General features: G+C 66.2%; 22 protein-coding genes. 15 read left to right on the top strand and 7 right to left on the bottom strand.

Going from position 1 to position 21722, the window contains the following annotated elements; all coding sequences use genetic code 11:
- Positions 1–29: 29 nt before the first annotated feature.
- From PUN71_RS09565 to PUN71_RS09555, 3 genes are all read right to left on the bottom strand, one after another.
- Positions 30–947 (bottom strand): 2-hydroxyacid dehydrogenase, encoded by a 918-nt coding sequence (locus PUN71_RS09565; RefSeq protein WP_277798199.1) that lies wholly within the window; start codon positions 945–947, stop codon positions 30–32.
- The gene (locus PUN71_RS09560; RefSeq protein ID WP_277798198.1) at positions 944–1726 is read right to left on the bottom strand and encodes a DeoR/GlpR family DNA-binding transcription regulator; all 783 of its coding nucleotides are present in this window, start codon (positions 1724–1726) and stop codon (positions 944–946) included. The genes PUN71_RS09565 and PUN71_RS09560 overlap by 4 nt, the downstream gene beginning before the upstream one ends.
- Positions 1727–1795: 69 nt before the next feature.
- Positions 1796–2938 carry a Gfo/Idh/MocA family protein gene (locus tag PUN71_RS09555; protein WP_277798197.1) on the bottom strand — a complete coding sequence of 381 codons (1143 nt, stop codon included), beginning with the start codon at positions 2936–2938 and terminating at the stop codon, positions 1796–1798.
- A gap of 135 nt (positions 2939–3073) precedes the next feature.
- Between PUN71_RS09555 and PUN71_RS09550 the strand changes: the two genes are divergently transcribed.
- The 12 genes from PUN71_RS09550 (at position 3074) to PUN71_RS09495 (ending at position 15230) form a co-directional block, all read left to right on the top strand.
- Positions 3074–3976 (top strand): carbohydrate kinase family protein, encoded by a 903-nt coding sequence (locus tag PUN71_RS09550; protein ID WP_277798196.1) that lies wholly within the window; start codon positions 3074–3076, stop codon positions 3974–3976.
- 19 nt (positions 3977–3995) lie between these two features.
- On the top strand, positions 3996–4880 hold the full coding sequence (locus PUN71_RS09545; protein ID WP_277798195.1) for an aldolase: 885 nt from the start codon (positions 3996–3998) through the stop codon (positions 4878–4880).
- A gap of 91 nt (positions 4881–4971) precedes the next feature.
- Positions 4972–6261, top strand: coding sequence for an ABC transporter substrate-binding protein (locus tag PUN71_RS09540; protein ID WP_277798194.1), 1290 nt, complete (start codon positions 4972–4974; stop codon positions 6259–6261).
- Positions 6258–7214: a carbohydrate ABC transporter permease gene (locus tag PUN71_RS09535; RefSeq protein WP_043451668.1), complete on the top strand. Its 957-nt coding sequence runs from the start codon at positions 6258–6260 to the stop codon at positions 7212–7214. Before PUN71_RS09540 ends, PUN71_RS09535 begins: the two co-directional genes overlap by 4 nt.
- Positions 7215–7218: 4 nt before the next feature.
- Positions 7219–8034: a carbohydrate ABC transporter permease gene (locus PUN71_RS09530; RefSeq protein WP_277798193.1), complete on the top strand. Its 816-nt coding sequence runs from the start codon at positions 7219–7221 to the stop codon at positions 8032–8034.
- A gap of 39 nt (positions 8035–8073) precedes the next feature.
- Positions 8074–9513 (top strand): NAD-dependent succinate-semialdehyde dehydrogenase, encoded by a 1440-nt coding sequence (locus PUN71_RS09525; protein ID WP_277798192.1) that lies wholly within the window; start codon positions 8074–8076, stop codon positions 9511–9513.
- Positions 9514–10257, top strand: a complete 744-nt coding sequence (locus PUN71_RS09520; RefSeq protein WP_277798191.1) for a sulfite exporter TauE/SafE family protein — start codon at positions 9514–9516, stop codon at positions 10255–10257.
- A 38-nt stretch (positions 10258–10295) separates the two neighbouring features.
- Positions 10296–11570: an AGE family epimerase/isomerase gene (locus PUN71_RS09515; protein ID WP_277798190.1), complete on the top strand. Its 1275-nt coding sequence runs from the start codon at positions 10296–10298 to the stop codon at positions 11568–11570.
- A 122-nt stretch (positions 11571–11692) separates the two neighbouring features.
- Entirely contained in the window at positions 11693–12937 is a 1245-nt protein-coding gene (locus PUN71_RS09510) for an MFS transporter (RefSeq protein WP_277798189.1), read from the top strand.
- A gap of 146 nt (positions 12938–13083) precedes the next feature.
- The gene (locus PUN71_RS09505) at positions 13084–13749 is read left to right on the top strand and encodes a hypothetical protein (RefSeq protein WP_277798188.1); all 666 of its coding nucleotides are present in this window, start codon (positions 13084–13086) and stop codon (positions 13747–13749) included.
- A gap of 99 nt (positions 13750–13848) precedes the next feature.
- Positions 13849–14397, top strand: coding sequence for an RNA polymerase sigma factor (locus PUN71_RS09500; protein WP_277798187.1), 549 nt, complete (start codon positions 13849–13851; stop codon positions 14395–14397).
- Entirely contained in the window at positions 14394–15230 is an 837-nt protein-coding gene (locus PUN71_RS09495) for a hypothetical protein (RefSeq protein ID WP_277798186.1), read from the top strand. The genes PUN71_RS09500 and PUN71_RS09495 overlap by 4 nt, the downstream gene beginning before the upstream one ends.
- Before the next feature lie 144 nt (positions 15231–15374).
- On the opposite strand, the gene PUN71_RS09490 is transcribed toward PUN71_RS09495, so the two are convergent.
- On the bottom strand, positions 15375–15710 hold the full coding sequence (locus PUN71_RS09490; protein WP_043451653.1) for a cupin domain-containing protein: 336 nt from the start codon (positions 15708–15710) through the stop codon (positions 15375–15377).
- Between the two features lie 154 nt (positions 15711–15864).
- On the opposite strand from PUN71_RS09490, the gene PUN71_RS09485 reads away from it, so the two are divergent.
- From PUN71_RS09485 to PUN71_RS09475, 3 genes are all read left to right on the top strand, one after another.
- Positions 15865–16272, top strand: coding sequence for a DUF1304 family protein (locus PUN71_RS09485; RefSeq protein WP_277798185.1), 408 nt, complete (start codon positions 15865–15867; stop codon positions 16270–16272).
- Positions 16273–16351: 79 nt separating this feature from the next.
- Positions 16352–17590, top strand: a complete 1239-nt coding sequence (locus PUN71_RS09480) for a mechanosensitive ion channel family protein (protein WP_277798184.1) — start codon at positions 16352–16354, stop codon at positions 17588–17590.
- A gap of 49 nt (positions 17591–17639) precedes the next feature.
- Positions 17640–18392, top strand: a complete 753-nt coding sequence (locus tag PUN71_RS09475; RefSeq protein ID WP_277798183.1) for an ArsR/SmtB family transcription factor — start codon at positions 17640–17642, stop codon at positions 18390–18392.
- Positions 18393–18471: 79 nt separating this feature from the next.
- On the opposite strand, the gene PUN71_RS09470 is transcribed toward PUN71_RS09475, so the two are convergent.
- Genes PUN71_RS09470 through PUN71_RS09460 form a run of 3 tightly spaced genes read right to left on the bottom strand, consistent with a single transcriptional unit; the run spans position 18472 to position 21685 of the window.
- Positions 18472–19818: an alpha-L-fucosidase gene (locus PUN71_RS09470; protein WP_277798182.1), complete on the bottom strand. Its 1347-nt coding sequence runs from the start codon at positions 19816–19818 to the stop codon at positions 18472–18474.
- A 57-nt stretch (positions 19819–19875) separates the two neighbouring features.
- Positions 19876–20775, bottom strand: coding sequence for a carbohydrate ABC transporter permease (locus tag PUN71_RS09465; RefSeq protein ID WP_277798181.1), 900 nt, complete (start codon positions 20773–20775; stop codon positions 19876–19878).
- The gene (locus tag PUN71_RS09460; RefSeq protein ID WP_277798180.1) at positions 20765–21685 is read right to left on the bottom strand and encodes a carbohydrate ABC transporter permease; all 921 of its coding nucleotides are present in this window, start codon (positions 21683–21685) and stop codon (positions 20765–20767) included. Before PUN71_RS09460 ends, PUN71_RS09465 begins: the two co-directional genes overlap by 11 nt.
- Positions 21686–21722 lie beyond the last annotated feature (37 nt).

The raw sequence follows: 21722 nt of genomic DNA, 5'->3' as shown, positions 1-21722 counted from the left end.
GCCAAGCATAGGCGCGGGGACCGCTGCCGTTAAGGGAGGACCACGTTCACCGGGTCCTTGCCTTCGAGCAGGAGGCCGATCTGCTTCCTGAGCAGCCGCACTATCCTGGGGAACATGGCCGAGCTGGCCCCGCCCACATGCGGGGTGATGAGCACGCCGGGGGTGGTCCACAGCGGGTGGCCTGCCGGCAGCGGTTCCGGGTCGGTCACATCCAGGGCGGCCCGCAGCCGGCCGCTTGAGGTCTCTGCCAGCAACGCGTCAGTATCCGCCACCGGGCCCCGGGCGACGTTGACCAGCAGGGCTCCGTCCGGCATGGCGGCAAGGAACTTGGCGTCCACCAGCCGCTCGGTCTGCTCTCCGAGTGGAACACTGACCACCACGATGTCGTGCAGCGGCAGCTGCTCATACAGCGAGTCGATGCCGTGGACGGGTCCCCGGCCGTCCTCGCGGGCACGGCTGGCCATCCGGGTAACCTCGGTTTCAAACGGCAGCAGCCTGGCCTCGATGGCCTTGCCCACTCCCCCGTAGCCCACCAGCAGCACCCGCCGGTCTGCCAGGCTGGGGCGTGGGCTGTTGTCCCAGGTTCCGCTTTCCTGGTTCCGGACAAAGTCCGGGATGCCGCGCTGCGAGGCGACCATCATGCCCACCGCGAGCTCGGCGGTGGAGGTCTCATGGACTCCGGCAGCGTTGGCAAAGGTGACGCCTGCGGGCAGAACCGCGGAGACGCCGTCGTACCCGATCGACTGGCTCTGCACCAGGCCCACGTCCACGCCTTCCAGCGCAGCAAGCGCCGCAGGCTTGCCCATGTAGCCGGGAACCAGCAGGTCCAGCCGGCCTTCCGGCGCGGGCCCGGACAGGTCCCACACGACGAACTCGACGCCGTCCATGGGAGCGAGCGCGTCCAGCAGCTCCTGCCCGGGCAGGCAGACGCGGAGGCGGCCGGTCATGCGGCCACCATCAGCTTCACGTTCGCGGCGCTCAACGCGTCCTCGATTTCCTGTGGCGGCGGCGCGTCCGTCACCAGGATGTCGACTGCGTCGAAGGCTGCCAGCCGCGCCAGTGCGTACCGCAGCATCTTCTGGTGGGTTGCCACCACCACTACCTGTTCCGCCGATTTCATAAGCGCGAGTTTAGTGGCGCGTTCCACGTCCCGCTCGATATAGAACGCTTCGTCATGGATTCCTGTCACGCCAATAAAGGCTGTCTTGGCGCGGAGCCCAGCAGCGGCGCTGACGGTCATGGGGCCGTTGAACGCCTGGCTGTCCAGCAGCAGCTCGCCGCCCAGGCAGATGGTCCGCGCCGCCGTCAACTGGAGGCAGCGCTGGATGGCCGGTGCGGAGTGCGTGATGATGGTTCCCGTGAAGGACGTGGGCAGCTGCTGGGCGATCTGGTAGGTGGTGGTCCCCGCGTCCAGGATGATGGCATCCCGTTCCCCGATCATGGACAGGCAGGCGCGCGCCATCCGGAGTTTTGCGTCGGCATCCTCCCGGACCCTCGCTGCAAAGTCCGCGTTCTGGCCGTGGCCGTCCACGGCGCTGACACCGCCGTGGACCACCCGGGCCAGTCCGCGCTTGGACAGGACCCGGGTGTCCCGCCGCACCGTCATGTCAGAGACGGCGAACCTCGCCGCCAGGTCGTTGGTGGAAATGAAACCCCTCCGGCCGAGTTCATCGAGAATGGTTTGCTGCCGGGGCGTCAGCGGCGCCTCTTTGTGTGTGGTGCCCATGGCCGTTCTCCCTCCCCAACGCGCCGGGCAGGACCCAGGCGGGATGTTGCAATTCCAACACGTATCTAGTTAAGAACGTACCCCGGCGGTGGCGTTGCCAAGCTCAACGGGGCGGCCCTCCGTAATAGAACGTTCTGCGGCGAGCCCCATGCGCACCGACTGCAGTCCGTCCGCGACGGTCACCTCCACGGGCCCTTCGCCGAGGATGGCCTTCCGGAAACCCAGGTGCTCGTAGTAGGTGGAGCCGTGGTGGGCACCTGCGGCAAGCACGGCCTCGTCCACGGGAACTTCGTGCTTTTCGGGGCCCAGCGGCGAGCGCGGGCTGAACTCGACGGTGGCCTCAGCCTCGTCGCCGGGGATCCAGTGGTTGGCGGCTACCGGGATGAGCGTTTCGATCTTGGCCGCATCCCCCACGATGGAAATCCGTTCCTGGAACTTGGAACCTTCGGCGAACATGGACAGTTCGAGCATGGCGCGGCGGCCGCCCTTGAAGTCCACGATCACGTAGGCGTTGTCCACCATGTCGGAAACCCGGCCGTCGTACACCTCATCCATGTGGTTGACGTCGTGGCCGCCGCTCGCATAGACCCTGACGGGCTCATCCTGCAGGATCAGGCGCATCAGGTCGAAGAAATGGCAGCACTTCTCCACGAGGGTGCCGCCGGTCCGCTCAGCAAAGCGGTTCCAGGCATCCACCTTGTGCAGGAACGGGAATCGGTGCTCGACGATGGAGAGCATATGGATGTTGCCAAGCCTGCCGTTGTGCGCAGCCTGGATGACTTCCTGGACCGGCGGCATGTAGCGGTATTCCATGGCCACCCATACGGGGGCCGGGTAGGTGGCAGCAAGGGCTTCGAGTTCATCCGCCTGCTCCGCGCTGGTGCACACGGGCTTCTCCACGAGCACGGGCAGGTTGGTTCCGCTGGCGAAGATGTCCTTCAGGATGTCCAGGTGCGTGTCGTTCGGGCTTGCGATGACCAGTGCATCCACGAGGCCTGAGGCCAGCAGCTCGTGATGGGTGCCGAAAGTCTGCACGTCGTGGCCGATTTCCTGCACCGTGGCTTCCAGCGACGACGGAGTCGGGTCCGAGACAGCGGTGATGTTGCTGCCAGGAATCAGGGCAAGGTTCCTGACGTGTTCGCGTGCCATGTGGCCTGCCCCGATGAGGCCATACCGGATGGTCCGGACCGGTTCGGCAGAAGGCAAAGACATGTGCTGCTCCGTTTCTCTTCGTTGAGGGGGATCGCGGCGTTGTATCCCAAACACAACTATACAGAAAGTGTTGTTTTTCCAACATGCCATGTGTATATTTCTTCAATACCAGCCGGAACTACAACGAGGTGGAACGTGCCCCAACCGTCAACCGGACCCCTGCTTTTCGTAGGCTGCGCCACGCTTGACTCCATTGCCCTGGTGCAGGACTATCCCGCCGCGGACAGCCGCACCGTCGCCACGGACTTCGCAACCGCCGGCGGCGGCCCCGCAGCAACGGCAGCCGTTGCCGCCGCCAGGGCCGGAGCCACGGCTGCCTTTGCCGGGGTGCTTGGCGCGGACGAAGAAGGCGAGCGCATCATCAGCGGCCTTGAATCGGAGGGCGTGGATACATCCGCCGTGATCCGGGACGCAGGCGTGAAAACCGGTGCCAGCGTCATCGTGGTGAGCAGGGCCACCGAGAGCCGGGCCATCGTCACCCGCCCGGTTCCGCCGGTCAGTTTCCCGGCCGGCAGCCGCTTTTTCGAACTCCTGCGGTCCGCGTCCTGGGTCCACACGGACCACCTGGGCTGGAATGCCGTGGCCACCGCCGTCCGCGAGCCCGGCCATCCCAACATCAGCGTTGACGCGGGCAACCCGATCCCCGCTTTCAGCCCGCGCGGCGTCGCACTTTACGTGCCCACCATAGAACGGCTCCAGGCAGAGTACGGCGCGGAACTCGCCCCCGGGGCCCTTCTGCAGAAAGCGCTCGACGACGGCGCCTCCGCCGTCGTCGCGACCGCCGGCGCTGAAGGGGCCTTGGTCCTGGAACGGGGAGGGGAGCCGGTGCATGTCCCCGCCACGCCCGCCACCATCGTGTCCACCCTCGGCGCCGGCGATGTGTACCACGGCGCCCTGCTCGCAGCCGTCGCGGCCGGCCTTCCCCTGGTGGACGCCGCTGCATTCGCCGGCCGCACCGCTGCCGCTTCCTGCGGCGGGCTGGACGGCCGCTCCGCCATCCCGCGCCAGACCATCAACCTTGTCCCAGCGTCCAACTGACCACTGAAAGAAGCAGCCCATGACACCCACAGACCTTTCCCCGCTGCAACGCCCCTCCGGCGCATTCGCCATGCTCGCCGTTGACCAGCGTGAAGCAATGCGGAACATGTTCGCCGAGCACACGGACCAGCCCGTCACCGACGATGACCTCCGCGACTTCAAGCTGCAGGCGGCCCAAATCCTCACTCCGTATGCCTCCGGCATCCTGATCGACCGCCAGTTCGCCCTGGACCAGGCGATCGAAGCCGGGGTGGTTGACCCGAACTGCGGCCTGATCGCCTCCGCAGACCACTTCGAGTCCGCCCACGGCGAGCTGGTGGGCGAGGTCACCATCGACCGGCTGGTGGACCCGCACAAATACAAGGCACTGGGCGTCAAGGCCCTCAAGCTCCTGGTGCTCTACCGCCCGGATGAACCGGCAGAAGGCAGGATCTCAATGGTCCGTGAATTCGTGGACAGCTGCCGGTCGGCGGGGCTGATCAGCATCATCGAGCCCGTCTCACGCAAGCCGCTGGCAGGCGGCGACTTCGACTGGAACGCCGGAATCCTCGCGGCAGCGAAGGAACTCGGGGGCCTGGGCGCCGACCTCTACAAGGCCGAGGTTCCTTTCCATGGCCAGGCATCCGAGGAACAGGTCCGCACCGCGTGCGCCGAACTGACCAAAGCCATCGATGGCCCCTGGGTGGTGCTCTCCTCCGGGGTACCCGAGGACGTCTTTCCGGACGCCGTCCGGTGGGCCTGCCTCGAAGGTGCCAGCGGCTTCCTCTCCGGACGCGCCGTCTGGGCGTCCTGCATCGGCGCCCCCGACGTCGTCGAATCCTTGTCCACTGACGCCGTCCGCCGGCTGCAGCGGCTCTGTGAAGTTGTGGACGACGTCGTGTCGGCCCAAAGGACCAACGCCTAGGCACTCCCGGCACGCCACAGCACGATAACCGGGCACCCCCTTTCAGCAGTACGCAAGCAAGACACAGCAAACACTCAACGAGGAGATTATTGTGAGTCAGATTTCACGCAGGCAGGCAGTCGCCCTTTTCGGAGCCCTGGGCTTCGGTGCCGCTGCGGCAGCGTGCGCCGGACCCGGCGGTTCCACCAAACCGGGAGGTGCCACCGGACCGGCGGCCCCCTCGACGGGAGCCGTCACCGGCAAAGTGTCCTTTGCCCACTGGCGCGGCGAGGACAAAGCCGTGTTCGACGAACTGATCAAGCGCTTCGCTGCACAGCACGCGGGCGTGGAGGTTGCCCAGGACATCTCCACCTCCAACGACTACAACGCCCAGGCCCTGCAGAAGCTGCGCGGCGGCTCCATCGGTGACGCCTTCGCCACGTTCCGTGGCGCCCAGTTCAAGAACTTCAGCGAAGCCGGCATCTACACGGAACTCAAAGACAGCAAGGCCGTGAAGAACTACCAGAAGGGTCTGCTGTCCGCGGGCCAGAGCGGCGACAGCCAGCTGGGCCTGCCCTACCAGGTGGTCTTCCCCATGCCCATGGCCAACGTGGACCTCTTCGACAAGGCTGGCGCGGAGATCGCCCCCAAGAACTGGGACGCCTTCCTGGGCATGTGCGAGAAGCTTGCCTCGGCCGGGGTCATCCCGATCTCCTGGCCCGGCGGGGACGTGGGAAACGGCGGCCAGCTGTTCAACTGCATGATCGCCAACAATGCCCCCGTGGATGACATGTGCGCCCAGATTGAACAGGGCAAGCTCAAGTGCACTGACGACTGGTTCATCAGGATGCTCAACCAGTACAAGGAACTGGCACCCTTCGTTCAGCCCAACGCCACCGGCACAGCCGTGGAACCGGCGCAGAACCTGTTCTCCCAGGGCAAGGCCGCCATGCTGGCCACCGGTTCGTACCATATTGCCGCCGTCCGCGGGCTGGGTGCCAAGTTCCCCATCGACCTGGTGTTCCCCAACACCACCTCGGACGGCAACGGAAAGTACGAGGGCGCATACAACGCCACCTTCATCCTGGGCGTCAATTCGGCCAGCAAGAACCAGGCCGCCGCGGCAGCCTGGATCGATTTCCTCTCCGAACCCGAGAACGCCGGCTACTACGCCAACCAGACCGCACAGCACGTGTCCGTGGACAAGGTGGAGTACACCAACCCGGACCTCAAGCGGCTGAGCCCCTGGCTGCAGAAGAAGACGGCGCTCGCCGCCCGCTTCCAGTTCCAGAACCTGGATGTCCGCAATGCGGTGGAAGCCAGCGCCACGGCCGTTATCTCCGGCACCAGCCCGGAGCAGGCAGCCGCTGCCGCCCAGAAGATTGTTGATGAACGGCTATGAGCATCCATCCCGGAACCGCTGCCAAGCGCAAGGCACCGGAGAACCAGAAAGCCGTCGACGGCGCCAAGGGGCGGCGCCGCTCCCCCACCCGGGTCAATCCGGCGCTGTACCTGTTCCCGCTGCCGGCCGTCGCCGTCGTCGCCTTCTTCCTGGTGATGCCCACGCTGCAGGCCTTCCAGTACGCCATCACCGACTGGAACGGTTTTTCGGCGGCGTTCAACTACGTTGGCGTGGACAACTTCGTCCGGGCGTTCACCAAGGACTCACTGTTCACGAACGCCCTGACGAACAACCTGAAGTTCGTGCTGCTGGTGGTTATCGCCCAGACCGCGTTCTCGCTGGTCCTGGCGCTGCTCCTCACCAAGAACTCACGGGGCAGCATCCTGCTCCGCGCCCTGTTCTTCTTCCCCACCATCCTCTCCTCGGTGTCGGTGGCCTTCATCTGGAAGTTCATCTACGATCCCAACTTCGGCCTGGCCAACACGGTCCTCAAGACGGTGGGCGTGGACGGTGGCTCCTACCTCGGCAACGATGCCCAGGCCCTGTACTGGGTGGCAGTTACCCAGGTGTGGTTCCACTCCGGCCAGATGATGGTTGTCTACATCGCAGGCCTGCAGTCCATCCCCAAGGAACTCTACGAGGCGGCCGAAATGGACGGCGCCAACAAGTGGCAGCAGTTCAAGTCCATCACCTGGCCATTCGTGGCCCCGGCCACGTCCATCGTGGTGGCCTACACCACCGTGCAGTCATTCAAGGCGTTCGACCTGATCCTCGGCATCGCGGGCAACCCGCCCAAGGCCGCCCTGGACATCCTGTCCACCCGTATCTACAGCACCTTTGCCAACTCGGAGTTCGGCTACGCCGCCGCCCAGTCGATCATCTTCATGGCGATGATCGCCCTGGTCACCTGGCTCCAGCGCCGCCTGCTCCGGCTGACCCCGAAGGGGGACTAGCAGCATGCTCGCATCAGTAAGCCGCCGCGCCATCCTGGCCATCTACGCGGTCATCATCATCGTTCCGCTGACCGTGGTGGCCTTCGGCAGTTTCAAATCAACCCAGGAACTGTTCGCCGGGCCGTTCAGCCTGCCGCACTCCCTCTCCCCCGACAACTTCGCCGAAGTGGTGGGCGGCCAGAACCTGGGCTCGTCCTTCATGAACAGCGTGATCGTCACCGGCATCTCGGTGCCGCTCACCCTCTTTCTGGCCAGCCTGGCCGGATACGCGGTGTCCCGGCTGAAGGGGCTCATGGCGTGGGCCATCTTTGGGTTCCTGGTCCTAGGCATGGCTATCCCGGCCCAGGCCAACATGGTGCCGCTGTACGTGCTCTTCGGCAGGCTCGGCCTCCTGGACAACCTCGCCGGCCTGGTCCTGGCCAATGTGGTCTCCACGTTGCCCATTGCCGTCTTCATCCTGGGCGGATTCATGCGGACCCTGCCCAAGGAGCTCTATGAGGCCTCCTCCATTGACGGCAGCGGCCCGTGGAAGACGTACTCCTCCATCGCACTTCCGCTGTCGGCGCCCTCCATCGCCGCCGCGGCGATCTTCCTGTTCGTTATCCACTGGAACGAGCTGCTGTACCCGCTGCTGTTCATCCAGACCCCGGGCAACCGCACCCTGCCGCTGGCACTGCTGAGTTTCCAGGGCGAGTTCCAGACCAACTATCCCCTCCTGTTTGCCGGCGTGATCCTGGCGTCACTGCCCGTGGCGGTGGCCTACGTCTTCCTGCAGCGCTACTTCGTCGCAGGCATCACCGCCGGCGCCAGCAAGGGCTGAGCACACAGGCCCCTGCCCGCCCAACGAAAGGCAACATCCGTGAATTTGAAATCAGCCGGCCATCTGGTCAACGGCGCCTGGCAGGCCGCCGGCAGCACGAAAGACGTGACCGACCCCGGCAACGGCAGCACCGTGGGCGAGGTGGCCTGGGGCTCCGCCGGGGACGCCACCAAGGCCGCCGACGCCGCCGCCGACGCCTTCGGTACCTGGTCCCGCACCACCGCCCGCCACCGCGCCGACCTGCTGCGCAACGCCGCCGACCTCCTGGCGGAACGCCGCGATGAACTCGCGCACACCCTGGCGCTCGAGGCGGGCAAGCGGCTCCCTGAAGCGCAGGGCGAGGTGGACTTTTCGGTGGAGTACTTCCGCTGGTTCGCCGAGGAGGCCCGCCGCGCCACCGGCACCATCAGCCCGCCTGAACTGCAGGGCCGCCGCCATCTCAGCAGCCGCAAGCCCATCGGCGTGGCCCTCAGCCTCACGCCATGGAACTTTCCGGTGTCCATCCAGGCCCGGAAGCTCGCAGCGATGCTCGCCGCCGGCTGCACGGTGGTGGGCAGGGTGTCGGAGAAAGCCCCGCTGGCCGCCACCGGGCTGTTCGAGGTTCTGCACGACGCCGGGTTCCCGGCCGGGGTGGTCAACCTGGTCCACGGCCCCTCCCGCGAGATCACGGCTGCCCTGATGTCCCACCCGGCGGTGCGGGCGGTCAGTTTCACTGGTTCCACGGGCGTGGGCCGGCAGATCATGGCGTCGGCCTCGGAGCGGGTGGTCCGGCCCCTGCTGGAGCTGGGCGGCAACGCCCCCTTCATGGTCTTCGAGGACGCCGACCTGGAGGCCGCGGTGGACGGCGCGGTGCTGGGCCGGCTCCGCAACACCGGCCAGTCCTGCGTGGCGGCGAACCGTTTCCTGGTCCAGGACAGCATCGCAGAGGAGTTCGCACGGAAGCTGGGCGCCCGCTTTGATGAGATGAGCATCGGCCACGGCGTTCCCGACGGCGGCGCACCGGTTCCGGACCTCGGCCCGGTCATCGACGCCGAACGGGTGTCCGCAGTGCAGGCCCTGGTCGACGACGCGCTGGAGCGGGGCGCCCGCCGCGTCACGCAACGGACTTCCGTCCCCGCGCGGGGGTCCTTCCTGGCACCCACGCTGCTCACGGACGTCCCCGACGACGCACTCCTGGTAACCGAGGAAGTCTTTGGCCCGGCGGCCGGCGTCGTGACCTTCTCCTCGGAGGAAGAAGCGGTCCGGAAGGCGAACGCCACCGAGATGGGACTGGCCGCCTATGTCTGGAGCGGCAGTCCCAGGCGCGGCTGGGAGGTCCCCGAGCGGCTCGAGGCCGGCATCGTGGGCGTGAATGACCCGCTGCCTTCCGTTGCCTTCGCACCCATGGGTGGCGCCAAGCAATCGGGCCTGGGCCGGGAAGGATCCAGCCTCGGCCTCGAAGAGTTCGAGGAGGTCCAGTACGTGGCCTGGAGGCCGTAAGTGCTCACTACCGGCCTGGTGTTGGCCGCCGTCGTCATGGGGGCCGGGATGCAGCGCGTCACCGGCATGGGATTCGCGCTTGTCGCCGCTCCATTCCTGGTCCTGCTCCTGGGGCCCGTTGAGGGTGTGGTGCTCGTGAACGTGTGCGGGGCCGTCACGGCAGGGGCCATCATCTTCCGGGTGGTGAGGGACATCGACTGGAAGCGGTACGCAGCCCTGGCCGCCTCGGCACTGCTGGGCATTATTCCGGCAGCCGTCCTGATCCGGCTAATTCCGGCGCCTGTCCTGGAGATCTCCATCGGGGTGATCCTCGCCGTCGGGCTGACCGTCCTCCTGGTCCTGAAGTCCGTCACCTTGCCGGTGCGCCGCCGCTACCTGTTGACCGCCGGCGGCCTCAGTGGGTTCATGAACACGGCGGCGGGCGTTGGCGGACCGGCAGTGAGCATGTACTCGATCGCCACCCGGTGGCAGCACAGGTCCTTCGCGGCCACCATGCAGCCCTACTTCTTCACCATCGGCACGTTCTCGCTGGTCTCGAAGGCCATCACAGCTCCCGCGACCTTCCCCGTCCTGCCCTTGGCGATGTGGCTCGCCGTCGCCGGAGCCTGCCTGGCCGGCCTGGTACTCGGCGACCTCGCCGCCAAGCACGTCCCGGCCCGGGCCGCCCAAATTCTCCTGATCGTCCTGGCCTACCTGGGGGCGGCCGCAACCATCATCCGCGGCGTCTCCGACGCCGTCGGCTGACCTGACATTTTCACCTGCACCAGAGAGAGGAACTAAACATGACGTGGCTCGACAGTGCCGCCCACGCACGATGGCTTGAGGCGGAAACGGACCGGCTGATCCGTTTCGCCGAGGCTTCCAAGGTCCCCACCGGATTCGGCTGGCTGGACAACTATGGCAAGGTCTTCGCCGACAAGCCGACCCACCTGTGGATCACCGCCAGGATGACGCACAGTTTCGCCGTGGCCGCGCTGATGGGACGGCCGGGCGCCGGGACGCTGGTGGACCACGGCATCGCGGCACTCAACGGAGCCCTCCACGACGACGAGTTCGGCGGCTGGTACGCCGAAGTGGACCAAAACGGGCCGGTGAACGATACCAAGTCCGGCTACCAGCACTCGTTCGTGCTCCTCGCCGCCGCCAGCGCCGTCGCCGCCGGCCGCCCGGGAGCCCGCGAGCTGCTCGACGAAGCGTTGCGCATAGCCGACACGAAGTTCTGGGACCACCAGGCCAACATGTGCTTTGACTCCTGGAACCGTGAATTCAGTGAAACCGAGGCATACCGTGGCGGGAACGCGAGCATGCACTCGGTCGAGGCCTATCTCATCGTCGCTGATGTGACCGGGGAGAACCGCTGGTTGGAACGGGCGCTCCATATTGCCGAGGTCCTCATTCACCACTTCGCGCGCGGCAACAACTACCGGGTGTTCGAGCACTTCGACCCGGAGTGGAATCCGATGCCCGAATACAACGCCGATGACCGGGCCAGCCAGTTCCGCGCCTATGGCGGAACCCCGGGCCACTGGGTGGAGTGGGCCCGGCTCCTCCTCCACCTCCGCGCCGGGCTTGAGGCCCGTGGCCTGGACGTCCCGGACTGGCTGCTCGAAGACGCACGGGGCCTGTTCGACGCAGCCATCCGCGACGCCTGGGAACCGGACGGCCATCCCGGCTTCGTGTACACCGTCGACTGGGAAGGCAAGCCGGTGGTCACCACACGCATCCGCTGGGTCCCCGCCGAGGCCATTGGAGGTGCGGCGGCCCTGTACATTGCCACCGGCGAAAAGACATATGCAGACTGGTATGAGCGCATCTGGGACCACGCACGCGACTGGTTCATCGACTACGAACACGGGTCCTGGAAACAGGAACTGGACGAAAACGGCAATGTCTCCTCGACCGTATGGTCCGGTAAGGCAGACATCTACCACTTGTGGCACTGCCTCGTGGTTCCGCGCCTCCCGCTGGCCCCCGGGCTGGCCCCGGCGGTGGCGGCAGGCCTCCTCGACGCCCGCCTGCGCGGACAGGGACAGGACAGCGTGTCCTCCGGCCGCTGACTCGGTATCCGGCAGCGGTGTCACATCTGTGACACCACTGCTGATCCTGTAAATTTAAGGGAGGAATTGTCCGGCGAGCCGAGCCGCGTTCCATCCCCCTCCCTTGAATGGATCACTCCCCCATGTCTTCCGCGATCCCTGCGCCGGAACCTGCCCGTTTTCCCTACGCCGCAATGGTGGTCCTTGCCACCATCGCCTTTACCGCCATCACCACCGAGCTCCTCCCGTCCGGCCTGCTGCCCCAGATCAGCACGGGCCTGGAGGTGTCGGAACCGGTCGCCGGCTACCTTGCCGCCGCCTACGCCGCCGTCATCGTTGTCACCGTGGTTCCGGCGGCCCGGCTGCTGGGGAAGATCCCGCGCCATGCCCTGCTCGTGGGGCTGGTCCTGACCTTTGCACTCAGCAACGCGATGGTCGGGCTGGCTCCGGATTTCACCGCCGCCATGGTTGCCCGGCTGGTGGGTGGCCTGGCGCACGGACTGCTCTGGACCACCATGGCGCCCTTCGTCTCCCGCGTGGTTCCTGCCGACAAGGTGGGCAAGGCCTTGGCGATCGTGTTCAGCGGCAACAGCCTGGGCCTGGCCATCGGTGCGCCGGTGGGCACGGCCCTGGGCGGATTCCTTGGCTGGCGAGCCGCGTTCCTGGTCCTCGCCGGCTTTGGCGTGGTACTGACAGTCCTGGCGTTTTGGCTTCTTCCCCGCGTCCGCCGCATCAGCGACGCCGCCCGACCGTCCCTGCGGAAGGCCATCGGCCAGCCGGGCGTGAAGTCCGTGGCCACCGCATGGCCGCTCCTGGTGCTGGCGCACTTCGCCCTCTTCACCTACATTGCCCCGTTCATCCGCGAGGCGGCCCTGCCCGACTATGCCATCAGCCTCTCCCTCACCGTGCTGGGCGGCTCCGGCCTCCTGGGAATCTGGGTTGCCGGCCTCACCGTTGATACGCGTCCCCGCCGGTCGCTGCTGATAACGACGGCGGCCATCGCAGCATCGATGGTCTTCCTGCCTTTTGCGGCGGGGAACCTTCCGCTGGCCCTGGTGCTCATGACCATTTGGGGAGCGGGCCTGGGTGCCATCGGCATCTACAACCAGTCAGCCATCCTGCGGGCCGGCGGCGAGTACAGCGAGGCCGCCAACGGGCTGACCGTGCTGACCATCCAGCTCGGCATCACCATCGGTGCGCTGTACGGTTCAGCCGCCCTTGTGGTGGGCGGCCCACTGCTGGTGCCGGTTGCGGCCGCGGTCCCGGTGGTCGCTGCCCTGGTGATCACGCTCGCCGGAAAGCGGTACGCCTACCCGCCGGGTCCGCGCGAACGCATCTGGCTGGAGCCGCGGCCGGTGGGTGAGAAGACGCTGGCGAAGGAACGGTAACGGCACCGTCAGCGGTGAAGATGACAAAATAGTCAAAAGATTCCGGCCAACCCGTAACCTCCATGACGAGTATTTCGATCCATTAAGTGCGGGGACATCCCGCGCAGTTGATCGCAATCCTTAAAAATTCGTCAACGGAGGGTCTCATGTCGTTCTTCACCATCTCAGGCAACAAGCTGGCAATGACCGTTTTGGCAGCCGGCGCGTTGGCCGTCGGGGGCACAGGCGTCGCCGCCATGGCAGAGTCAGCGCAGGACAGCCCGCCGGTGGTGGCTTCCACCGGGTCGCCGTCGCCCACGCCCACGGAGACCGAAACAGCGTCGCCCACGCCCACGGAGACCGAGTCCCCTGACCCGAGTCCCACGGAAACCGAAACAGAAGCTCCGGAGCCGACACCAACGGAGACGGAAACGGACACTCCCGAGCCTTCGCCCACGGAAACGGCGGATCCTGAGCCCGCGCCCACCTCCACGGCAGCCGGCCCTGACGCCACCGGCCCGGCGGCGTTCGGCCTGTGCAACGCCTTCACCAACGGCGGCCTGAGCCCCACCTCGACCGCCTTCGCGGCGCTGGCCCGGGCCGCCGGCGGCGAAAGCGGCATCGACACCTACTGCGACACCGTTGCCGCCCCTGAAGGGGGCGACGAGGATGCCGGCCTTCCCACCGGCGATTCCACCGAGGACCAGGTGGAACAAAGTGCGACGGGACAGCAGCAGGTCCAGGAGCAGCGCCAGGGCGCGGGTGCTTCCAACGGCGCTGCCGGGCACCAGTCCGGCAACGGGGCCAAGCACGGCACCGGGTCGCAGCGGTAGCCTGACAAGAGGTTCTGCGGCTGCTCCAGGCCGGCCCGCCGGTCCGGAGCAGCCGCCCAGGTTGGGAATGCCGCACGCGGAACCTGCCGCAGGGGGCGGATGCATACGGTCAAGGACGAAACACCGGCGCCCGGACCACCGGACGAGCGCCTGTTTTGTGCCGCTTACCGGGAGTTCTCCCCTGCCGTTCTCAGCTACCTGCGCGCCCGCAACGTCGAGGACCCGGAGGGGCTGACCCAGGAAGTCTTCCTGGCCCTTTACCCCCAACTCGGGAGCGTGTGCGGGGGGATGAAGGGGGTCAAGTCCCTCGCCTTTTCCATTGCCCACGCCCGGTACGTGGATGAGCACCGGCGCCGCCTCAAGGCGCCGGCCACCACGGACTACACCCCCGAGGCTGATCCGCGCTGCAGCGACTCCGCGGAGGACCAGCTCCTCGCCGTTGAAGGCTCGGGCAACGTCAAAGACCTGCTCTCGGTGCTCCAGCCCGAGCAGCAGGAGGTCATTGCGTTGAGGGTGGTGGCCGACCTGTCCGTGGAAACGACCGCCGAAATCATGGGCAAGACACCCGGCGCCATCAAGCAGCTGCAGCGCCGGGCCCTGTGCCGGCTCCGGAAGCTGCGCCCCGCACTGAGAGAAGACCGGTCATGACGAGCACAAACAGAGGAACTTTTGAGCGGCGGCTGGATGACGAACAGGCCGTGGACCAATTCCTGGCCGAAGCCGGTTTCCCGGCGGACCCCGGGCTGCGGCGGGTGCTGTTGCAGCTGAAGGCAATGAGGGATACGGAGGTCCCGGAACCTTCGGCGGCGCTGCGGGCGCTCATGGGCATGCAGGAGACAGCGGATGTCATCTCTGTGGCGGATAAAAACAGCCAACACGCGGGAAGAGCACGGAAGAAGAGCCGGGTGGTGCTGACCAGCCTTGCCGTCGCCGCCTCACTCGGTGTTGCCGGCGGCGCGGCGGCGGGCAATGAGACGATCCGGCGAGGCGCTGAGGGAACCATCAGCACCATCATTCGATCGTTCGCGCCGCCCGTTCCGGACGCTCCGGCACCCCCGGCCCCGACTACCCCGGACCCGGCGCCGGGCGACGAAGCACCATGCTCCGGCGCCGCCGTCGTGCCTGTCCCGGGAGGGGAAAATCCGCCGCCCGCACCAGCCCCGCCAACGGCCGGGCAGCGGTCCTCCGATCCGGGACAGGTTCCCGAGGACGGCCAGCGGGAGGAGGCCCGGCAGCCGGGTGGGTCAGCGGAGGTACAGGAGCCCGGACCCGGCGCATCCGGCCGGCCAGGCCCGGAAGGACTGCAGGAGGACAAGTCCCCAAGCCCCTTCCCTACTGCGGCGCCGGCGCTGACTGGCCAGCCGGCACCCGGCAGCCAGGAACAACCGGGCGCAGGGCGGCCGGTCACCAAGGGACGGCCCGACAGCGGCGTGCCTGACGGCCCGCCTCCCCCGAAGTCCAAGGTGCAGTCCGGCGGCTGACGGACAGGTGTGGCACGACGGCGGCTGCCGGACTTCCGCTGGGGGGGAGCCCGGCAGGCGCCATGTCGTACCACCGGCCATCGATTGCTCCGTAGATGTCGCTTTGCACCGGCATAACGACATCTACGGAGCAATCGATTCGGGTCAGTCCCGGTATTTGGCCACTGTGAACAGGAAAGTGGAGTCCTCTTCCGCGTCGAGGCTGTGCAGGCCGGGCGGAACGATCAGGAGGTCGCCGGCCTTTCCCTGCCAGGATTCACCGCCGGCGCGCAGGTTGAGGCAACCCTGGACCACGAACACCGTGGCGTCGCCGGGATTCTGGTGCTCGCTCAGCCGGGTCCCGGCTTTCATGGCGATGACCGTCTGCCGGAGGATCTTCTCGTGTCCGCCGTATACGGTGTCGGCGGCGCGGCCGTTGGTGGACGCAAGGGCTGCCTCGAGCTGCTGCCGGGCCAGCGCATCGATTGATATCTTCTGCATGCGCCCAAGGCTACCCACCGGGCGCCCGGCTGGCGACAGTCAGCGCCCCGGCCTGCAGCGCGTGCCGATGAAAGGGTCCCGGCTCCCGCGCAGCGTCGGGAATCCCCCATTCCGGGGATGGAACACGGCGCCGCCACCGGCCTAATCTTCGTGCATGAACGCCGTCTCGCAGGTTTTCGCGGTGTTGGCCGCCGCCATCTACATCTTCGTGTTTCCGCTGGAAAGCTTCCTCCTCCAACGCCACCGCTGGGTCCAGAAATTCCTGAGCACGCCGCCCGAAAACGTCCGTGCGGTGATGATGTGGGCCATCCCCACCGGGTACAAGAACCTGGTCATCGCCCTGGGCGTGATCGCGGGTGTGGTGGCCGCCAACACCGGACACCTCGTGGTTGGCTACACCCTGGTGGTCTATTGCTGCGCCAACATGGTCCTCACGGCCCCCATCATGCTTCTGGCGGACATCCTGGGCCACTACCCAAGGAAATGGGAAAGCGTGCCGGGGACACTCGCCGCCACCGTTCCCGCCTTGGTGGCGCTGCTCCTGCTGCCCATCGGGCCATAGCCTCCCGCTGCCCGGGACGGACACGCCTGCGCCCCTGTCCAATTTCGGCGCCCGGGGCAGGCTTGATAGACCTTAAAGGATGCTAGCTGTCCTGAATCCCGCATTGCCCTTCATTGCCACAGCCCTGGCGGTGGTGGCCGGACTGGCATTGTCCTGGCTGCTCCGCAAGATCGTCCTGAAGCTGAACCGGAATCGCCCGGAGCTGCAGGCCACGTCCAGGGTGGCCCGCCAGCCGCTGCGGCTTGCACTGTGTCTGGTGGGCGTCCGCACGGCGCTGGGCCTTACCGCCGGAAGCGAAAGCTGGCACGCCGGCGTCGACCATCTCCTGCTCATCGCCCTCATTGGCGCCGTGGCCTGGCTCGCTATCGCAGTGCTGCTCATCGTGGAGGCAGTGGTGCTGACCCGGCACAGCGTTGACGTGGCGGACAACCGCCGGGCACGGCGGCTGCGCACGCAGATGATCCTGGCGCGGCGGATCGCCGTGGCACTGGTGGTGGTGCTCGCCGTCGGCACCGCGATGCTGACCTTCCCGGCTATCCAGGCGCTGGGCGCCGGGTTGCTTGCCTCCGCCGGTGTCATCTCGATCGTGGCAGGCCTGGCCGCACAGACGTCGCTGGTCAACGTTTTCGCCGGCATGCAGCTGGCCTTCACCGACGCCATCCGGGTGGATGACGTGGTGGTGGTCCAGAAGGAGTGGGGCCGGATCGAGGAAATCACGCTCACCTACGTGGTGGTGCATCTCTGGGACGACCGCCGCCTGATCCTGCCTTCCACCTACTTCACCACCACCCCGTTCGAGAACTGGACCCGACGCCAGTCCGAGGTGATGGGCACCGTGGAGTTCGACCTGGACTGGCGCGCTCCCGTGGAAGACATGCGCACCGAGCTCCGCCGGGTCCTGGCCGGCACCGAACTGTGGGATCAGCGCGTAGGCGTCCTGCAGATCACCGACGCCACCGGCGGCTTCGTCCGGGTCCGGATCCTGGTCAGCGCCGCGGACAGCGCGGCGCTCTTCGACCTGCGCTGCCTGGTCCGCGAAACCATGGTCACGTTCCTCCAGCAGAGCCATCCCCAGGCCCTGCCGCACCAGCGCTGGGAGCAGGCAGCGGACGACGACGGCGGCACAGCCACCCGGCGCAGGTCACCGCTGCGCGGGCTGGGTTTGGCCGGGGCGGCAGGGGCGCGGCCCCCGGCGGACCCGCATGAGTCCCAGCTGTTCACCGGCTCCATCGAGGCGGTGGAGCGCTCCCGGGCCTTCACCGGTCCCGGCGAGGACGTCTTCGAGGAGCGGGACAGGAACCTGGCTGCCCACAACTGATCCGGCATGACTATTGATATGTGACCTTTTAGTCACCTATTATTGGCGCATGGACGACGTGTTCAAGGCGCTCTCCGACCCCACCCGGCGGGACCTGCTCGACGAGCTGTTCCGCGAGGACGGGCAAACGCTGAGCGCCCTTGAGGCCCGTTTCGACATGACCCGCTTCGGGATCGCCAAGCACCTCCGCATCCTGGAGGATGCAGGCCTGGTGGTCACCCGCCGTCGGGGCCGGGAGAAGCTGCATTTCCTGAACCCGGTCCCCATCCGCCTGGTCCACGACCGCTGGGTCAGCAAATACGCAGAACCATGGGCCGCTGCCCTCAGCGACCTCAAATCCAGATTGGAAAGTCCCATGGAAAAGATTTTCGAGATTTACATCAAGACCACACCGGAACGGCTCTGGGAAGCCATCACGGACAGCGGGATCCGCAGCAAGTACCAGTTCGGAAACACACTGAAATCCGACTGGGTTCCGGGCGGACGGTTCGAGATGGGCAATCCCAAGGCCGGCGACCTGCTGGGCGAGGGCGAGAACCTTGAGGTGGATCCGCCGCGCCGCCTGGTGCAGACCATGCGCGCCCTGTGGGGCGAGGACGTCAAGGCCGAGGGCACGTCGAAAATCACGTGGGAGATCGAGCCGGTGGGCGATTCGTGCCACCTTACGGTCACGCACAGCGACCTGCGCGAGGGCGCCAACGAGCAGCTTTATGGCGGCTGGCCAATGATCCTCTCCGGCCTGAAGACGTGGCTGGAGACGGGCGAACAACTCACCACGCCCGGCTCGCTGCTGTACACGTAAGCGGCCGATCTTGAGCTGAGGCACCACGACGGCGGCCCCCTTGGCGGGTCAGCCGCCGCCGTCGACGTTACTTCCGGGACTACGCCTTGGGGACGCGGATGATGGCAGGGCCGGGCCGGTCAGGCAACAGGGTGACATTGAGCCCGTCCCCGGTCGCCTGGACCGTTCCGCCGGCACCTTCCGCTACCGCCTGTGACAATGAGAACCTGCCCGCGTCCAGCTTGATGGCAGCTTCCGTTCCCCCGCCCGGCGAGTCAACGAAAGCCACGGCCTCCGTTCCGCGGTCCACCCAGCGGATCCAGGGGTCCTCGCTGCTTGCCGCCATTCCATCCTGGAGCGGACGGGCCCCCACAAGGTACTGCTTGGCAGTGGCCATCCACTTGCCGAGACCTGTCAGGGCCTGGCGCTGGATCTCAGGGATGGTCCCGTCGGCCCGGGGACCCACGTTCAAAAGGAAATGGCCGCCGCGGGACACCACGTCTGTGAGGTGGCGGGCCAACTGCCGGCCGGTCAACGACTGCTCCGGACCTTCCACCTGGTTGTAGCCGAAGGAGAATCCGATTCCCCTGCAGTTCTCCCACTCGGATTCGGACTCGTTCTCCCTGGCGGCTTCGTATTCGCTGGTGGCGTAGTCCTTGTGGGTGGCGCCCCAACGGTCGTTCACCACGCCCTGCGGATTGATCGAGTAGAAGTGCTCGAACAGCGTGCCGAGGCCGTTCTCGCCAAAGTGCTTGCCGGCGTCGGGCCATTCGATGTCGTTCCACAGGACGTCCGGCTGGTACTTATCCACCAGGTCCACCACGTGGTTGTAGGCGTACTCGGCGTAGCCGGCGTCCTTGGGGCGGGACGTGTCGTGGACGCTTTCGCTGGTTACGTGCGGCGGGAAGGGACGTACGTGCCAGTCCAGGCCGCCGGAATAGTACAGCCCCAGCTTCAGGCCCTTGTCGTCCACAGCGCGGGCGATTTCGCCGATCAGGTCCCTGCGCGGTCCGCGGTGGACCGTGTTCCGTTCCCCTGTTCCCGGAGCGTCCCAGAGCGCAATACCGTCATGGTGCTTCGTGGTGGGCACCACGTAGTCGGCACCGGCGAATTTGAACAGCTCAGCCCAGTCCGCCGGATCGAACTGTTCTGCTTTCCATTGGTCCAGGAAGGCGTCGTAGTCCTCTCCTCCGAAGACCTCCCGGTGGTGCTGTTGGGCAGGGCTGCCGTCAATGCGGATGGTGTTGTAGTACCACTCCGCGTAGGGGTTGTGGGTAAACCACTCGTGGTCCTCTATGGTGCCCAGCGCGCCGATGGGTTCGGCCCAGGCGGGGACGGAGTAGGCGCCCCAGTGGATGAAGATGCCGAACGGCGCGTTCTGGAACCACTCCGGCACGGGACGGGACAACTTGTTCCAGTCTTCAGGCGTGGCTGTGCTGTCAGTCATGCTGCACTCCAATTTCAGATAGGTGATTTTGGCAATTTTTGTGGTTCAGGGTGGGGCTCAACGGCCGCCGAACCCGCCCATGCTGACGCCTTTGACCAGTTGGCGCTGCAGGAGGATGACGACCAACAGGCTGGGGATCACGGCTACGGTTGCTGCGGCCATCAGTGGCCCCCAGTCCGTTCCGCGTTCACCGGAGAACATGGACAAGCCGAGCGGAATCGTCGCCTGCGAGACGTCATTGATGACGATCAGGGGCCACAGGAAGCTGCTCCAGTAATCGATGAAGCTGAACACAGCCACCACCGCGAGCGGTGCGCGGACCAGTGGCAGGATGACGCTCCAGAGGATCCGGAGGGACCCCGCACCGTCTATCCGCGCAGCTTCTTCGAATTCGACCGGGAGGGAAAGCAGGAACTGCCTGATGAGGAACGCACCGAACGCACCGAATGCGAACGGAACGATCAGCGCCGGAAGGGAATTCACCAGGTCCAGCTTGTTCATCATGATGTAGAGCGGGATGACCAGGACCTCCTGCGGCAGCACCAGGGTGCCTAGGAAGACAAGGAACAGTTTGTCGCGGTGCTTGAACTGCAGCCGCGCAAAGGCATATGCGGACAGCAGCGACACGACGGTGGTCAGGACTGCTCCGGCAATGGACACCAGGAAGCTGTTGGCGATCACCTGTGCGAACGGTATGGCGGTCCAGGCGGTGACATAGTTGGACCATTCCACGCGGGAAGCCAGGAAGTTCGAACCCGTGGAGAAGACCTCGGAAGTCGGCTTCAGGGAAGTAGCCACCATCCAGAGGAACGGAAAGAAGAAGATGAGCCCTGCAAGGATGATGCCTGCCCTGCTGATGTAGGTACCGGGCCTCTTCTTCCTGCGGCGCGCAGGGGGTTGGCGCTTCATGGCGCCGGTGTTCGGGGTGGCGCCCTTGGCCATGGTGTCAGTTGTCATAGTTGACCAGCCTCTTCTGCTGGGAGAACTGCAGTGCGGTGATAAGCATGACGATCACAAACAGCGCCCAGGCCAGCGCTGATGCGTAGCCGAGCTTGTCGAAGGAAAATCCGTTGCGGTACAGGTAGAGCACGATGGTGTTGGTGGATTCACCGGGGCCGCCCAATGTGAGCAGGTACGGCTGGGTGAAGACTTTGAAGGATCCGATGATGGTCATCACCGTGCAGAAGAAGAGCGACGGCGAGAGCATCGGCAGCACCACGCGGAAGAACCGTTGCCACGCCCCGGCTCCGTCAATGCGGGCTGCTTCCAGCAGGTTGGGTGAAATCCCGTTGAGCCCCGCGCCGAGGACGATGATGTTGTAGCCGATGCCCTGCCACAGGGACATGGCGATCAGCGAGCCCATGGCCAACTGGCTGTTGCTGAGCCAGGACGGTCCGTGGATGCCGAAAGTGGCCAGGAAGCTGTTGACGACGCCGTCATCGGTGAGCATGAGCCGCCATACCAGCGCGTTGGCCACCATCGGCGTGACAACCGGGATGAAGAACAGGACGCGGAAGAACGGGCCCCAGCTCCCCAGATTGTGCAGCCACGTCGATACCGCAAGTGCCAGGACAAGGTTCAGCACGGTGTAGGAAACAGCGAAGAACAGCGTGTTGCCCAGGACCGTCCAAAAGACCGGGTCACCGGTCAGCATGCGGGTGTAGTTCTCCAGTCCGACGAACTTGGGTGTACCGAACAGGGGCCAGTCGAACAGGCTGATCACCAGGGAGGCGACGAGCGGAACCACGATGAAGATGAGGAACCCCAGCATGCCGGGGGCAAGGTACACAGCGGCGAGCTTCCCGTGGCCGGTGACCCTGGCCGGCTTCTTTGCGTTCTTTACTGCGAGCGTCGGTAAAGCAGTCATCTTTGACCTATTCCTTGGGCGGGGCAGGCTCCAGGCT

The organism is Arthrobacter sp. NQ7 (assembly GCF_029581595.2).
GTDB classification, from domain to species: Bacteria; Actinomycetota; Actinomycetes; order Actinomycetales; family Micrococcaceae; genus Arthrobacter; species Arthrobacter phenanthrenivorans_B.
Note: the sequence above shows the minus strand (reverse complement) of the source record. Positions and strands in the feature narration are given on the sequence as shown.